Source organism: Verrucomicrobiia bacterium, from assembly GCA_035629175.1.
Classification (GTDB): Bacteria; Verrucomicrobiota; Verrucomicrobiia; order Limisphaerales; family DASXHY01; genus DASXHY01.
In genome coordinates this window covers 1-13478 of the sequence record DASPIL010000040.1, presented here as the reverse complement: position 1 = coordinate 13478, position 13478 = coordinate 1, and the positions used below count along the sequence as shown (strand labels likewise).

Genomic DNA, 13478 nt, shown 5'->3' with positions numbered 1-13478 from the left:
TCCGCTCACGTGCCACATGAAATTCCTAGCCACCGTCATCATTGCATTGACCCTTACAACCGTCGCCCGCGCCCAGGTTGTCATTTATCGACAAGCCTACACTGAAACGCTGACGGGTCTGGGCGCTACGAAGACAACTCAATACAACGGTTATTGCATCCTGGATCAGCAGGGAACCTTCCGGCAGCTCGACATCGTTCCGAAGCGTAAACGATTCACGATTTGGTCCTACGACACGTTTTGGGTCGATTACCTGCAGGCGGGTGGTGGCAGGGAGCAGATGTGCCTTACGGTGCCGTTCTCAGACATCGGCGGAGTCTACTTCAAGGGAAACGCCGTGAATGTGAACGTGGGAACCCAATACATGTTTATCGCGAAAACGTTGAATATCACTGGCAACTGGATTTCCGGAGAAGGCGCCGACGCCTTGTTTGCGAGTTATCGAGGAACGCTCACGTTCGATGCAAAAGCAACTGCTGCAGCGAACAAGGCGGGCCGCGATGTCCTGAGCGCCATGGACGTGCTCACGGCAGGCCTGACCGCCAGGGGATTCATTGAAGAACTCTGACGTCGTCAACTATGGCAGCTTCGTTCACTCCCTGAAGATCCTTTCGATCCAGCCGAATTCCCGCAGTGTGGGTTCGGCAGAGCCGGCAAAAGGATTCCTCGAGGTAAGTTTTGGGGCGGACTGCGAGCGATACAATCGCCCATTCCCGTTTTAGAGGTTTCGGTCCCATGGGCCGTGCCATCAGGCGCCCACGCACCAATTCATGGCTTATCGTCCAGGGAGCCAGCGCCGCCACTCCAAGATTAAGTTTCACGAACTCCACGATCATTCCGATGTCGTCGGCCTCGGTAATCCAACGCGGCGAGACCTGCATCCCCTTCAGGTAGTCCGCCAGCATGCGTGCCGTGAGAGTGGACCGCGGAAATCCGATGAACGCCTGTTCAGACAATTGGGCGTGTGTAATGGGGCGTCCGGCAGACCAGGGATGCTCCGGCGAATAAACCAGCAGCAGTTCGTCGCGAAAAACAAATCGCACGTCGAACCCCGTGCTGCTCTCCGGCTCAAGGCACAAGGCAACGTCGATTTTTGCACCGCGGAGCAAATCCAATAAATGATCCGTGTCACCCGAACTGATTTGAAGTTCGAGCGAGGGATTCGATTTTTTGAGATCACGAATCACGCCGGGCAGGATGAACTGACACGCCGCGGCATCAGCGCCAAGCCGCAGGCGCGACTGTCCCCATTTCCCCAGCTGCTTGACGTCATCGGCCGCAGTCTCAAGGGCGCGGAGCGGCTGCCGGATGGCGAGCAGCAACTGATCGCCTGCCTGGTTCAACACCATTCGCTTTCCGACACGCTCAAAGAGCCTGCAACCCAGGTGCGTCTCGAGCGCCCGCAGACTGTGGCTCATAGCCGACGGGGTGAGATGGAGCTTGTTGGCCGCCGTGACGAGACTTCCGCTTTCAGCAATCGCGCTGAACACTTTCAAGAGACGAAGTTCCATGGTCACTGCGCCTTCAGCAGTTCCTGAACCTACCGCGCCGCGTGTCGCGGTTGGGCATAATTCCCAGCAATTTCGCAGGTACCCGGCTTCAGCCGCATGAGGCACTGTGGAAAAAGTCACTCGCTGAACAAATTGCACCAACGATTGGTTCAGCGGAACAGTTCAATTTTTTCACCGAACCGCGGGCCGCGCGTAATGAAACAGGGGTAAACGGCGCGTGGCGATCGCCTGCAGCGGTCGTGGCACCACGGGTGCTAAAGCCCACTTCCATTCGAGCTGTTCGCGCAGACAACGAGGTTCGCGGGCTGGGACCAAAACCCGTTGCGGCGAACAACCGGTGCGCAGTGGGCGCAACAACACCCGAACAACGATGCAACTATGAAGAAAATCGAAGCGATCATAAAACCGTTCAAACTGGAGGAAGTGAAAGACGCCCTGGCCGACGTGGGAATTGAGGGCATGACAGTCACCGAGGTCAAGGGTTTCGGCCGGCAGAAGGGCCACACGGAGATCTACCGCGGCAGTGAATACACGGTGGACTTCCTGCCCAAGATCAAAGTCGAAATCGTGGTGGCAGATTCCGCGGCGGCCTCAGTAACCGCTGCAATCGTCAAGGCGGCAAAGACCGGGAAAATAGGCGACGGCAAGGTCTTTGTGTCTGCAGTCGAGGATGCGGTGCGCATCCGGACCGATGAGAAAGGGGAAGCCGCCGTCTAACTCTGAAAATAGAACCTAAAACCAACTATGAAATATCTGATTAAAACTTCCCTGCTGATCCTGCTGATCACCGCTGGGATTACATGCGCATGGGCGCAGGACACAAACGTGATTGCAGCAGCCACGGAGGCGGCCGCAACCGCGGAGGAAGCTCCCAAATATGCCGACCTCGACGCCTTCGCTGCGTCGCCGGGTTATTCGATCTTCACGGCGCACAACCTCTGGATGATGCTTTGCGCGGCGCTGGTCTTCATTATGAATCTGGGCTTCGGGTGCGTGGAGTCCGGCCTCACCCGTTCGAAGAACGCCGTTAACATCATGTTCAAAAACGCGATCGTTCCGTGCCTTGGAATAGTCACGTATGCGTTTGTCGGCTTCAACCTGATGTATCCCGGGTTTGCGGAAGGGTCCGGCTCGTGGTTTGGATTCGCAGGTTTCGGCGTTTCTGTTGCCGACGACGTCGCAGCACTCACCGACTCATACAACGCAGGGTACACGTATTGGACCGATTTCCTCTTCCAGGCAATGTTCGCGGCTACTGCGGCAACAATCGTGTCGGGTGCGGTGGCGGAGCGTATCAAGCTCAGCTCGTTCATCGTGTTCACCATTCTGTTCGTCACGATCAGCTATCCGATCACGGGCAGCTGGAAATGGGGACTTGGTTGGTTGAACGATGCGGGATTTTATGACTTCGCCGGTTCAACCCTGGTTCACTCAGTTGGCGGATGGGGCGCCCTCGCCGGTGTGATTATCCTTGGACCACGACTTGGAAAATATGTGGGCGGCCGCGTACGGCCAATTCTCGGTCACAGCATGCCGCTCGCAACCATCGGCGTGTTCTTGCTGTGGCTCGGCTGGTTTGGCTTCAACGGCGGTTCAGTGCTTTCTGCGAACCCCGCGCTCGTTTCGCTCACCCTTGTGACCACCTGCCTCGCAGCAGCTGCAGGTGCGATCGGCGCGATGATAACCTCGTGGGTTGTTCTTAAAAAACCTGATCTATCAATGGTCCTCAATGGCATCCTCGCGGGACTGGTTGGCATTACAGCGGGAGCCGATCAGATGGCAATGACCTCGTCACTGATCATAGGCCTGGTTTCTGGAATCGTTGTCGTCTTCTCGGTGTTGTTCTTCGACAAGGTCAAACTCGACGACCCTGTGGGCGCTCTCTCGGTTCACCTGGTGTGCGGCATTTGGGGCACCCTCGCTGTTGGAATCTTTGGTGCGAAAGCAGGAGGCGCCCAGTTGATCAGCCAGTTGAAAGGCATTATTGCCGTCGGCCTGTTCACGTTCATCTTCGCCTTCGTTGCGTTCTTCGTGATCAAGATGGTCATGGGCTTGCGTGTATCGGCAGAGGAAGAAATGGAAGGACTCGATATCGGCGAGCACGGCAACCACGCCTATCCGGATTTCCAGCCCATGGCTGAGAAATAACCGAAAGCGGGACATTCACGCGGGCGGCTTTTGAGGAGCCGCCCGCTTTTTATTTCATTCAAATGGGATTTGGCAGTCGAACTCAGCTGCACATGGAAGTCCTGCTTGCCTCGTAAGATCCCGCGCCTGGTTGCAGTCACAACTGCGCGCGTCAAATCAGTGCCGCAATCGAAAAAAGCTTTGCTCACCGGAAATGGATTCGGTCGTCACGTTCTCTCCCTCAACGACGATCGGTTCCTGAGCAACCGCATTCCAAACTACCGGCGGAACCAGATTGGTCGTTGATTCCAGAGCGAATGCTGTGGCGTTTGCCGGCCACCTCAAAACGATATTTGCCTCCGACCGCGTGATTTCCAGCCGTGGAAGTACGAAAAGGCAGAAGATCGTGCCGACACCGAAGCTGCCTCCCTGGGCAGTGCCGTAGAGTGCGCTGCCCGATAAAGCCAGGCCCGCCAATGGAAAGCCGCCATCCGTGCTCGATTGCAGATTGTGGAGGGTCGTAAACGCCGACCCATCCGTGTTCAGTGCAAACACTGTTCCATCGCCAAAACTGCCACCTTGATAGGTTGTTCCGTATAGTGCGCCGCCATTCATCACCAATTCCCCGGATGGATATGCTCCCTCATTTTGCGCGAAGTTATGCAGGTTCGTAAAATTTGAGCCATCGGTACCCACGCCAAACACCGTGCCCCTTCCGAAAAATCCGCCCGCATACGCCGTCCCGTACAGAACATTGCCTGACAAAGTCAATCCGGTGTAGAGCGTCGTTCCATCGGTGTTGGTGAAACTCGAGCCAAAAACAGCCGAGAAAACATGAAGATTGGTAAATCCGCTGCCATCGGCATTGACGGCGAAAACCGTTCCGTTGCCGGCACCGCCGCCGAAAGCGGTAGTGCCAAATAGAACGCTTCCCGACGAAGCGAGGGTGGATGCCGGGTTGGAACCATCGGTTCCTGTCAAGCTGTGGAGGTTCGTGAATCCCGTGCCGTTGGTGCTGATGGAGAAAACAATTCCCCGACCCGATCTGCCGCCATGATAGGTGGTTCCGTATAATGAGTCGCCTGATAAGACGAGACCGCCATACGGATGTGCGCCGTCGCTGTTGGTGGCGGCGAACATCAATGTGAAGCTATGCATGTTCGTATAACCGGTGCCATCCGTCTTAACTTTGAACACGGCGCCGTTCCCGAAAGTGCCGCCATTCCGCGTCGTTCCATACAAGGTGTCGCCGGCCAATACCAATCCGGCCTGCGGATTGGCGCCGTCGCTGTTGAAGGGAGGTCCCGAAGACGGCGTGGCGCTAAAACTATGCAGCAGCGCGAGGCCAGTTCCATCGGTTTTAATTTTGAACACGGTGCCGTTGCCGGAGGTGACGCCACTAAAGGTTGTGCCGTATAGGTAGCCTTCCGATAACACCAAACCAGCCTGGGGATAGGCTCCGTCAGCGCCAGTGAAATTATGCAGATTGGTGAACAGCTGAGCCGCAACGCGATCGGTCAGTGCGAAAGCGAGGATTGCTACTAATGCGGAGAGCAGCAGGTTCGGGGTTAAAGTTTTGTTGATGAGCAATGCTCGACCGGCCGGATCGAAGTTACCAGTGAATTCGATGGGTCAATCATTGGGCCCAGATAGGGCGATTAAAACTTCTTGGCGCGTCGCATTCTGGATCGTGGGTGACAATATTCGTCACATGCGTTCTCGGCGGCTGCGCTCATCTTTTTTTCTTGATCGGCTTGGAACTTCCGTTGTCATTGCGCCATGACCACAAAACCTAGCCGCCACAGGCAGTATTTGATCATTGTGCTGTTTTGGCTGGCTGGAGGTGCTGCGGGATTCTGCACTACGGTCACAAATCGTGACTTCTCCGAGCTTTTTGGCGGCCGCGAGGGCTGCTTTGTTCTATACGATGCGCAGTCGGACAGTTACATCCGTTACAATCCGGGAGGTTGTGCTGAGCGATTCACACCCTGTTCGACTTTTAAAATTGCCAATTCACTGATTGCCCTGAACACGGGGGTGGTGACGGGCCCGGAGTTTTCTCTGAAGTGGGATGGCGTGATGAGGCCCATCACGCCATGGAACGGCGACCATACCATGCGAAGCGCCATGTCCAATTCGGTCCTGTGGTTTTACCAGGAAATCGCTCGGCGAATCGGCTCGGAGCGAATGGCCGACCATGTTCGCCGCTTGGATTATGGCAATCAGGACATAACCGGCGGCCTTACCAATTTCTGGGTGGAAAGCACCTTGCTGATTTCTGCTGACGAGCAGGTGTTGTTTCTTCGACGCCTTTGGGGCAACCGCCTCCCCGTGAGCAAGGAGGCACAGCGAACGACACGCAATTTGATCGAACTGTCACGCAACCGGGACCGGCGAATCTTTTATGGCAAGACCGGGACTGCGGGCGACGCCAAGGCGGATATTGCGCGATTGGGATGGTTTGTTGGCTGCGTGATGGACGGAGAGCGGTCTGTCTTTTTCGCGACCCGCATCACAGGAGAGCGCGATGCCAGTGGGAGAAAGGCACGCGAGATCACTGAAGCCATTTTGAAGAAGCTTCAGATATGAGCGAGGCGTCTGACAGTTCGCCCGGTTAAACAGATTCCCATTCAAATGCGTTCGTTCCCATTGAATCAACAAGGCAGACGCGTAACGCCTGGCTTTTCTTTTTTGCAATCTGTCCGCAGACTTCGCCGTCGGTATCGCGCACCGGCCGGATGCGCGCGGGAGTGAAATCTTCAGAGGAACTCCGTCAGGTGACAACCCTATCCCCCTTCGGGCATTCCCTCCATTGGCCGGGGTACAGGGGTTTTTTATGGTGGCCGCCATGAAGATTCAGAGATTCATTCTGCTCGCGCTTGCTGTTGTCTGCCTGTTGCCAGCTTCCCTCGCCGGTCAAACGCGCATCCTGCCTCTCGGCGACTCCGTCACATCCTCATTTGCCCCGAATTCAAGTTATCGCTACTGGCTGTGGACGATTCTGACACGACGCGGGTTCGATGTGGATTTCGTTGGAACGCAGTGGGGCGTTGCGGGAGGTTCACCCGGGAACACTGATTTTGACCAGCACCACGAAGGCCATCCGGGCTGGACCACCAGTGACCTGCTGTTCAGCATTGAATCCATTGCTGCGGCGACAGTGCCCGACATCGTGCTGCTCGACATCGGCTCGAATGATGTTTTGGAGGGCATTCCTGCAAGCGAGACGCGCAATAATCTTGTCAGCATCATAGATGAATTGCGCGCGGTGAATCCTGCCGTGATCGTGCTCCTTGCGCAAACCACCCCGTACGCGGGCCAAAGCAAGCGGGGCATGTCGATGCTAAAGGCAGCAGTGAAGAGTGCGTGCAAAATTCAAAAACGGAGCGGCGGCAGGGTTGGGATTGTGAACCTCGCGGCCAGCTTCAGCGTTAAGCGCGACACGATCGACGGGGTGCACCCGAATGTCAGGGGCGAACAGAAAATCGCTGTTCGTTACTTCAACGTTCTGCGAAAGCTGATTCGCTAAGCGACACGGAGGGTGCGGCGCTTTGGGTGGCAGCGCCGACCAAGCGAGCACGCGGGAGGGAGGATGCCTTATGCGAGCCCGGCAGAAGATCGTTGGAAGCATCCTCACCGTGCTTGGATTCATGCTGTCGCCGCTGTCGTGGTGGAACGATCTCCTCATCAATGTTCCTATCGCGGTCGGCTTCGCGTGGGTCATCAGCCTGCTTCATCCGCCGGCATCTGAAGCCTCCGTGATCGTGGGCTATTGGCTGACAAACGTCGTGGGATTTCTCCTGATGCACAAGGGCGTGCAGAAGCTCATGTGGGCCGGGGATAAACAGTTCACCCGGCGGGGTGTGATCCGCGATCTTGGCATCTCCCTTGTCTACACCGCCGGGATCGTTGTCCTTCTCAAGCTCGGGGTTCTGCAGCCTTTTGAGCAATACTTCAACAGATGATGCAGAAATCTGTTAAACAGGCGGTTCAGTTGACTAGACCCGGGTCCATGCTTACTTTCCGGGCTCGTAATGAACGCGTTGCAAGACTCCCTGCTCGAACTGATCCGCCGAACTTCTGCTGAAATCCCCGAAGACGTCCACAAAGCGATAACCCGTTCGCTGGAGGAGGAGAAGAAAGGGACGATTGCGGAAAGCGCGATCAAGATCATTGAGCAGAACATTGCGCTGGCGAAGAACAAGTCGCAGCCGATCTGCCAGGATACCGGCAGCGTGATTTTTTACGTCGATTGTCCAATTGGATTTGATCAGATCGCGTTTGAGGACACGGCACGCGAAGCTGTGAAGCTCGCGACGAAAAAAGGCTTTCTGCGGCAGAACTCCGTGGATTCCATAACGGGCAGGAATGACGGGACGAATCTCGGGCCGGGAGCACCCACCGTGCATTTTCACCAGCATCGTTCCCCCGAAGTCAGCGTGCGGCTTATTTTGAAGGGTGGGGGTTGCGAAAATGTCGGCGCTCAATACTCCTTGCCGAATGAAAAAATAAAGGCGAATCGCGACCTGGACGGCTGCCGGAAGGCGATTCTCGATGCAGTCCTGCAGGCGCAGGGAAAGGGCTGCGGACCCGGCATACTTGGAATCTGCATTGGCGGAGACCGCGCCACGGGCTATGAAGCTTCCAAGCAGCAACTGCTGCGCAAGCTGGACGACACCAATCCCAATGGGGAGCTGGACCAGATGGAAAAGGAAATCGTGGCAACCGCGAACAAGCTGGGAATTGGACCGATGGGTTTCGGCGGCAAAACAACGCTGCTCGGTGCGAAGATCGGCGTTCTGAACCGCGTGCCTGCCTCGTACTTCGTCAGCGTCAGCTACATGTGCTGGGCCTATCGAAGGCAGGGTGTCTCGCTGAATGGCGACGGCGCCGTGCAAAACTGGTTGTATTGAACCCGCTGCCTCGACCCGAATTCATCAAAACTATGATTTCCCTTGGCACTCCAATTTCGGAAGCCGCCATTCGCAGCCTTAAACTTGGCGATGAAGTGGGCATCAGCGGAACTGTGTTCACAGGACGCGACGCCGTTCACAAATATCTGCACGAAGGCGGCAAGCTCCCGCCCGAAGTGAATCTGCAGGGAGGCATCCTTTATCATTGCGGTCCCGTCGTCATCAAGGACGAGCAGGGGAACTGGAAGTGCGTTGCCGCGGGTCCGACAACTTCGATCCGCGAAGAACCTTATCAATGGCAGGTCATCCGTGATTTCGGCCTCCGCGGCGTGATTGGAAAAGGTGGCATGGGCGACAAGACGCTTGCGGCCTGCCGGGATTACGGCGCGGTCTATCTCCACGCGATTGGCGGCGCGGCGCAGGTGCTCGCTGAATGCATCAAACGCGTGAAGAACGTTTACATGATGGAGGAATTCGGCGCGCCCGAAGCGATCTGGGAATTCGAAGTCGAGAACTTCCCGGCCGTGGTGACCATCGATTCTCACGGCAAGTCGCTGCATAAGGAAGTGCTGGCGGCCAGCCAGGCTGAGTTGGCGAAGTACGTCTGACACAGCGCGGGAGAGCGGGAACCAAAGCGGTAAGGGGGAAAACGGGTTTACGCGAATTACGCTAATCTTCGCGAATTGAAGGGGGGAAGTTTAACCACGGATGGAGACGGATGAACACAGATTCGGACGCCGCGATTTTCAACTCTGAACTCGATGGGCCGGAAATCCCGGGGTTGCGAGGCTGGGTTCGTCGATAAGTTGAATACGCCGCACGTGACGGCCGCCTTCAAACGGCGTTTCCAGCCAGACTCGAACAATCTCCAGCGCCGCTTCGAGCGAGATCATCCTCTGGCCGAGCGATAGAACATTGGCGTCATTGTGCTGGCGGGCCAGGCGCGCGGATTCCAGGTTCCAGCAGACCGTGCAACGGATTCCCTGGACGCGATTGGCTGTAATCGCTTCGCCGTTTCCAGACCCACCGAGGACAATCCCGCGCTCCGCTGTTCCGTTTTTCACTGCTTCAGCCACAGGGCGGATGAAGGTGGGATAATCCACCAGGACCGCATCAGAGTCGCATCCGAAATCGTCAACGGCATGGCCGCGGGATATTAGCTGGCGCTTGATGGCTTCCTTGTATTGGAAACCTGCATGATCGGAGCCAATCGCGATCTTCATAAGGATGGCAGAGAATGGCACGTTCAAACCCTCTTGGCCAGAGGTACCGTGCGCAGTAATCTCAGAGTGAAAATGATCCGTCACGTTGCGCAACGGCCCTCCCGCCCCGTCCTGATTTACGATGGCGAATGCGGTTTCTGCCGCCGCTGGATTCAACGCTGGCGTCGGGCAACCGGGGCAGGTGTTGATTACCTTCCTTCGCAGGGCAGGGAAGTGGCCGAACGCTTTCCGGAAATACCCGCAGCCCAGTTCGACGAAGCTGTGCACCTGGTCTCAATTGACGGCTCGGTGAGCCGGGGAGCTGAAGCGGTGCTGCGGTCGCTTGGTTCGTCAAACTCGGGATCCGCCGCCAGATGGTTGCGCTGGTATCAACGATTCCCATGGTTTGCGGCTGTCGTGGACTGGGGATATCGCTTTGTCGCGCGGAATCGGAGCTGGCTGTCGAAGCTATTCTGAACGCTGCAACTGTTTCACCGTCAGCCTTGCGAGAGTCGAGCGACCTTCTCCCGCACATTTCAATGCCTGTGCTGAGGCGCTTCGCGTCGGCACAGGGCGTTCGCTTTTATCCGCGCTTCAGCACCTGGTTCACCCAAGGCTGGTTTTCGAGGTACCACTTCACGGTTTCGCGGATTCCTTTTTCAAACGTGTGGGCGGGCACCCAACCAAGTTCTCTTTCGATCTTCGAAGCATCAATCGCGTAGCGACGGTCATGGCCTGGACGATCTTTCACAAATGTGATGAGGCTTTGTGAGGTGCCGCCGACTTGGGGCGCGAGTTCATCGATCAGATCGCAGATCAGGCGAACGATGTTGATGTTCGCCCATTCGTTGTGTCCGCCGATATTGTAGGTTTCGCCGAGTGTGCCGCGACGGATCACGGTCCACAGGGCTTCAGCGTGGTCGCGCACATAAAGCCAGTCACGGACATTCATGCCATCGCCGTAAACCGGAACAGGCTTGCGAGCGAGGACGCTTTGAATCACGACAGGAATCAACTTTTCCGGGAATTGAAACGGCCCGTAGTTGTTGGAGCAATTGGTGATCACCGTCGGCATACCGTACGTGTGATGATAAGCCCGGACCAGCATGTCACTTCCAGCCTTGCTGGAAGAATACGGGGAATTCGGAGCGTAGGGCGTCGATTCGGTAAAATAACCCGTGGCTCCCAGGCTGCCGTAGACTTCGTCTGTTGAAACGTGGTGAAAGCGGCATTCCGTTTGCAGGTCGCGGATTCCGGATTGCGCACTAAACCAAAGGTCGCGGCATGCCTCCAGAAGGTTGAATGTCCCCACGACATTCGTATGGATGAAGTCGCCAGGCCCGGAAATGGAGCGGTCCACGTGTGATTCCGCTGCGAGATGCATCACGTGCGTGATCCTGTGTCGATGCACCACATCTGCGACAGCCGCCTTGTCCCGCAGGTCAACCTTTTCGAAAACGTATTTCGGATGCTTCGATACGTTTGCGAGATTTTCGAGATGGCCTGCGTAGGTGAGGCAATCCAGGTTGACAAGGCGCGTCACGGCCGGGTCGTCGATGATGTGATGAATCAGGTTGGAACCGATGAATCCGGCGCCACCAGTAATGAGTAGGTTCATGGGAGAACTGCGAAATTTGCGATCCGTTTACTTCTCAGGGGTCCAACGATTCAGGGAATCCTCGAGGGCGTCGACGACCGGGCGTATCTTCACGCCGGCGTTCAACAGCTTGGAAATGTCGAGGACGCAGTTGGATCGCGGAGTCTTGGCAGCGACTTTGTAGAATTCCTCATCGCTTTCCCAAAACTCGAATTTGCGGTCTGGCTTCAGGATTTTCTCCAGCAGTTCAACCACCTGTCGCGTCGTCACGAATCCGGGATTGGTGACATTGTAGGTGCCAAACGGTGCGCGCAATTCCCAGGTATCCAGGCAGGCTCGGACGAAATCGAGCCGGTGCGAGATCGAGTTCACGTTGTCGTAAACCTTGGAGTAGCGCTGAACCTTGCTGAGATAATTGCGGGGGCTGTCGAACTCATCAAAGGGAATGCGCAGCCGCCAGACGTAGCTCTGGCCGGTGTTTGCCATGGCCTCTTCACCCAGGGCCTTGGTGCCGCTGTAGAAACTGCATGGGCTGTCGCGGAAGGAAAAGTTGGGCGCGTCGTCCTCGGTAAACCCGCGGACCTTTTCGGGGGATTGCTCAACCAGGCGCCGCAGCACGGGAAGGGTGAGGTCCTTTTCGGCGCGGACGCTTCCGTTTTCAACGATCTTCGCTCCTGAATAAATGCAGCCTGAAGACACATGTCCCCAGGGAACGCCCGCGGCGGCGCAGGCGTGCGCCATCGTTTGCGGCAGCAGCGTATTCCCGGCAAGGGTGTCGGCTTTTGCAGTTTCGCAAGCATCGACATTCGGTTTTCCCGTGTATCCAGCGGCGTTCACCAGGAAATCCGGTTTGCGTTCCTGCAGGAAATTCAGGAGCCGATCGAACCGGGTGTAATCGACCTCCTTGCGGGTCAGCGGAATACAGGTGTGTCCGCGGCGTTTGAGTTCAGCGGCGAAAACCTGGCCGACATAGCCGGTCGCGCCGGCGAGTGCAACAATTGAGCTCATGAATTTGCTGCGAGCCGTGTCGCCTCGCTGATAACATTCTCCAGGTAATGGCGGTACTCGCAGTTTGGGAGCTTCCCGGTAAGCGCCTGCAGTTTGGCGAGGGACAAGAATCCCTGGCGATAGGCAGCTTCCTCGGGGCAGCCAATCTTGACGCCCTGTCGTTTCTCAATCGTTTGCACGTAGGCTGACGCCTCATGGAGGCTGCTGCTGGTGCCGGCATCCAGCCAGGCGAAGCCGCGATTGAGGCGGCACACGCGGAGTTTTCCCCGCTTCATGTATTCGACATTCACGTCAGTGATTTCCAATTCGCCGCGCGCGGAGGGCTTCAGTGCCTTCGTAACCGCCACGACTTCGTTGTCGAAGATATAAAGTCCTGGCACGGCGTAGTTGCTTTTCGGTTGCTGAGGCTTTTCCTCAATCGAAATTGCGCGCCCGCTCGCATCAAACTCCACAACGCCATAGCGCTCGGGATCGTTGACATGATATCCAAAAATCGTCGCGCCCTGCTTGAACTCGCTGAATGCCCGTTGAAAACTGTCTCCGCCGTAAAACACGTTGTCGCCGAGGATCAAAGTCACCGCGTCATTGCCAATGAAAGATTCGGCGATCAGGAACGCCTGCGCAATACCCTCCGGCTTCGACTGTTCGCGATAATCAATCGATAATCCCCACGCGCTTCCGTCCCCAAGCAACTGCCGAAAACGCGGCAGGTCATGGGGGGTCGAAATCAAGCAAAATTCGCGGATGCCGCCTTCGATGAGCGTCGTCAGCGGATAATAAACCATCGGTTTATCGTACACGGGTTGCAGTTGCTTGCTCGCAACCAGTGTGAGTGGAAACAGCCGGGAGCCTGCGCCACCAGCCAGGATAATGCCTTTCATTCGGCGCAAAAACTACGCGGAGACGACGACGCGGAGCAAGATGCAATTGGGCTTGCGACCTCCGGAGTTACATCAATGGAACTCCGCAGAATCCGCAGGGTCCGGTCCTGAAATAGGTTGTCACTCATATGGCAAAACGAGCAGGGCAAAATCATGGTATTCGGTATAGCGAGGCGTTCAAGATGGGCGTTGTGCAGAAGATTGAAGCGGAGGATTTGCCGCTGGAGCACGTGCGGCGA

13 protein-coding genes and 1 pseudogene are annotated in these 13478 nt (G+C 56.5%); 8 read left to right on the top strand and 6 right to left on the bottom strand.

Annotated elements, in window-relative coordinates; genetic code table 11:
- The first annotated feature begins 16 nt into the window (after positions 1 to 16).
- Positions 17 to 568 (top strand): hypothetical protein, encoded by a 552-nt coding sequence (locus VEH04_06285; GenBank protein HYG22374.1) that lies wholly within the window; start codon positions 17 to 19, stop codon positions 566 to 568.
- On the opposite strand, the gene VEH04_06280 is transcribed toward VEH04_06285, so the two are convergent.
- A complete protein-coding gene (locus VEH04_06280) occupies positions 552 to 1511 on the bottom strand; it encodes a LysR family transcriptional regulator (GenBank protein ID HYG22373.1) in 960 nt (319 codons plus the stop codon). The genes VEH04_06285 and VEH04_06280 overlap by 17 nt on opposite strands.
- A gap of 378 nt (positions 1512 to 1889) precedes the next feature.
- Between VEH04_06280 and VEH04_06275 the strand changes: the two genes are divergently transcribed.
- Together VEH04_06275 and VEH04_06270 are read left to right on the top strand one after the other, a co-directional pair.
- Positions 1890 to 2228, top strand: a complete 339-nt coding sequence (locus VEH04_06275; GenBank protein ID HYG22372.1) for a P-II family nitrogen regulator — start codon at positions 1890 to 1892, stop codon at positions 2226 to 2228.
- A gap of 225 nt (positions 2229 to 2453) precedes the next feature.
- Positions 2454 to 3659, top strand: coding sequence for an ammonium transporter (locus VEH04_06270; protein ID HYG22371.1), 1206 nt, complete (start codon positions 2454 to 2456; stop codon positions 3657 to 3659).
- Between the two features lie 156 nt (positions 3660 to 3815).
- On the opposite strand, the gene VEH04_06265 is transcribed toward VEH04_06270, so the two are convergent.
- Positions 3816 to 5228, bottom strand: coding sequence for a choice-of-anchor tandem repeat GloVer-containing protein (locus VEH04_06265; GenBank protein HYG22370.1), 1413 nt, complete (start codon positions 5226 to 5228; stop codon positions 3816 to 3818).
- Positions 5229 to 5417: 189 nt separating this feature from the next.
- Between VEH04_06265 and VEH04_06260 the strand changes: the two genes are divergently transcribed.
- From VEH04_06260 to VEH04_06245, 4 genes and pseudogenes are all read left to right on the top strand, one after another.
- The gene (locus VEH04_06260) at positions 5418 to 6227 is read left to right on the top strand and encodes a penicillin-binding transpeptidase domain-containing protein (GenBank protein HYG22369.1); all 810 of its coding nucleotides are present in this window, start codon (positions 5418 to 5420) and stop codon (positions 6225 to 6227) included.
- Between the two features lie 259 nt (positions 6228 to 6486).
- Positions 6487 to 7167 carry a GDSL-type esterase/lipase family protein gene (locus tag VEH04_06255; protein ID HYG22368.1) on the top strand — a complete coding sequence of 227 codons (681 nt, stop codon included), beginning with the start codon at positions 6487 to 6489 and terminating at the stop codon, positions 7165 to 7167.
- A gap of 70 nt (positions 7168 to 7237) precedes the next feature.
- Complete coding sequence (locus VEH04_06250; GenBank protein ID HYG22367.1) at positions 7238 to 7603, top strand: hypothetical protein; 366 nt, start codon at positions 7238 to 7240, stop codon at positions 7601 to 7603.
- 69 nt (positions 7604 to 7672) lie between these two features.
- A pseudogene (locus VEH04_06245) lies at positions 7673 to 9159 on the top strand (FumA C-terminus/TtdB family hydratase beta subunit).
- A gap of 138 nt (positions 9160 to 9297) precedes the next feature.
- Here VEH04_06245 and rpiB read toward each other — a convergent pair.
- On the bottom strand, positions 9298 to 9774 hold the full coding sequence (gene rpiB / locus VEH04_06240; GenBank protein ID HYG22366.1) for a ribose 5-phosphate isomerase B: 477 nt from the start codon (positions 9772 to 9774) through the stop codon (positions 9298 to 9300).
- 72 nt (positions 9775 to 9846) lie between these two features.
- Between rpiB and VEH04_06235 the strand changes: the two genes are divergently transcribed.
- A complete protein-coding gene (locus VEH04_06235; protein HYG22365.1) occupies positions 9847 to 10230 on the top strand; it encodes a DCC1-like thiol-disulfide oxidoreductase family protein in 384 nt (127 codons plus the stop codon).
- A gap of 106 nt (positions 10231 to 10336) precedes the next feature.
- Here the strand turns inward: VEH04_06235 and rfbB are convergent, their stop codons facing one another.
- From rfbB to rfbA, 3 genes are read right to left on the bottom strand one after another with little or no spacing between them, the layout of a single operon-like run.
- Complete coding sequence (gene rfbB / locus VEH04_06230; protein HYG22364.1) at positions 10337 to 11371, bottom strand: dTDP-glucose 4,6-dehydratase; 1035 nt, start codon at positions 11369 to 11371, stop codon at positions 10337 to 10339.
- Positions 11372 to 11398: 27 nt separating this feature from the next.
- A complete protein-coding gene (locus VEH04_06225; GenBank protein ID HYG22363.1) occupies positions 11399 to 12358 on the bottom strand; it encodes a sugar nucleotide-binding protein in 960 nt (319 codons plus the stop codon).
- Positions 12355 to 13239 carry a glucose-1-phosphate thymidylyltransferase RfbA gene (gene rfbA, locus VEH04_06220; GenBank protein ID HYG22362.1) on the bottom strand — a complete coding sequence of 295 codons (885 nt, stop codon included), beginning with the start codon at positions 13237 to 13239 and terminating at the stop codon, positions 12355 to 12357. The genes VEH04_06225 and rfbA overlap by 4 nt, the downstream gene beginning before the upstream one ends.
- Between the last annotated feature and the right edge of the window lie 239 nt (positions 13240 to 13478).

Coding starts and splice junctions, on each gene's coding strand:
- VEH04_06285 (HYG22374.1), top strand. CDS start 17: ATGAAATTCCTAGCCACCGTCATCATTGCATTGACCCTTACAACCGTC.
- VEH04_06280 (HYG22373.1), bottom strand. CDS start 1,511: ATGGAACTTCGTCTCTTGAAAGTGTTCAGCGCGATTGCTGAAAGCGGA.
- VEH04_06275 (HYG22372.1), top strand. CDS start 1,890: ATGAAGAAAATCGAAGCGATCATAAAACCGTTCAAACTGGAGGAAGTG.
- VEH04_06270 (HYG22371.1), top strand. CDS start 2,454: ATGATGCTTTGCGCGGCGCTGGTCTTCATTATGAATCTGGGCTTCGGG.
- VEH04_06260 (HYG22369.1), top strand. CDS start 5,418: ATGACCACAAAACCTAGCCGCCACAGGCAGTATTTGATCATTGTGCTG.
- VEH04_06255 (HYG22368.1), top strand. CDS start 6,487: ATGAAGATTCAGAGATTCATTCTGCTCGCGCTTGCTGTTGTCTGCCTG.
- VEH04_06250 (HYG22367.1), top strand. CDS start 7,238: ATGCGAGCCCGGCAGAAGATCGTTGGAAGCATCCTCACCGTGCTTGGA.
- rpiB (HYG22366.1), bottom strand. CDS start 9,774: ATGAAGATCGCGATTGGCTCCGATCATGCAGGTTTCCAATACAAGGAA.
- VEH04_06235 (HYG22365.1), top strand. CDS start 9,847: ATGATCCGTCACGTTGCGCAACGGCCCTCCCGCCCCGTCCTGATTTAC.
- rfbB (HYG22364.1), bottom strand. CDS start 11,371: ATGAACCTACTCATTACTGGTGGCGCCGGATTCATCGGTTCCAACCTG.
- VEH04_06225 (HYG22363.1), bottom strand. CDS start 12,358: ATGAGCTCAATTGTTGCACTCGCCGGCGCGACCGGCTATGTCGGCCAG.
- rfbA (HYG22362.1), bottom strand. CDS start 13,239: ATGAAAGGCATTATCCTGGCTGGTGGCGCAGGCTCCCGGCTGTTTCCA.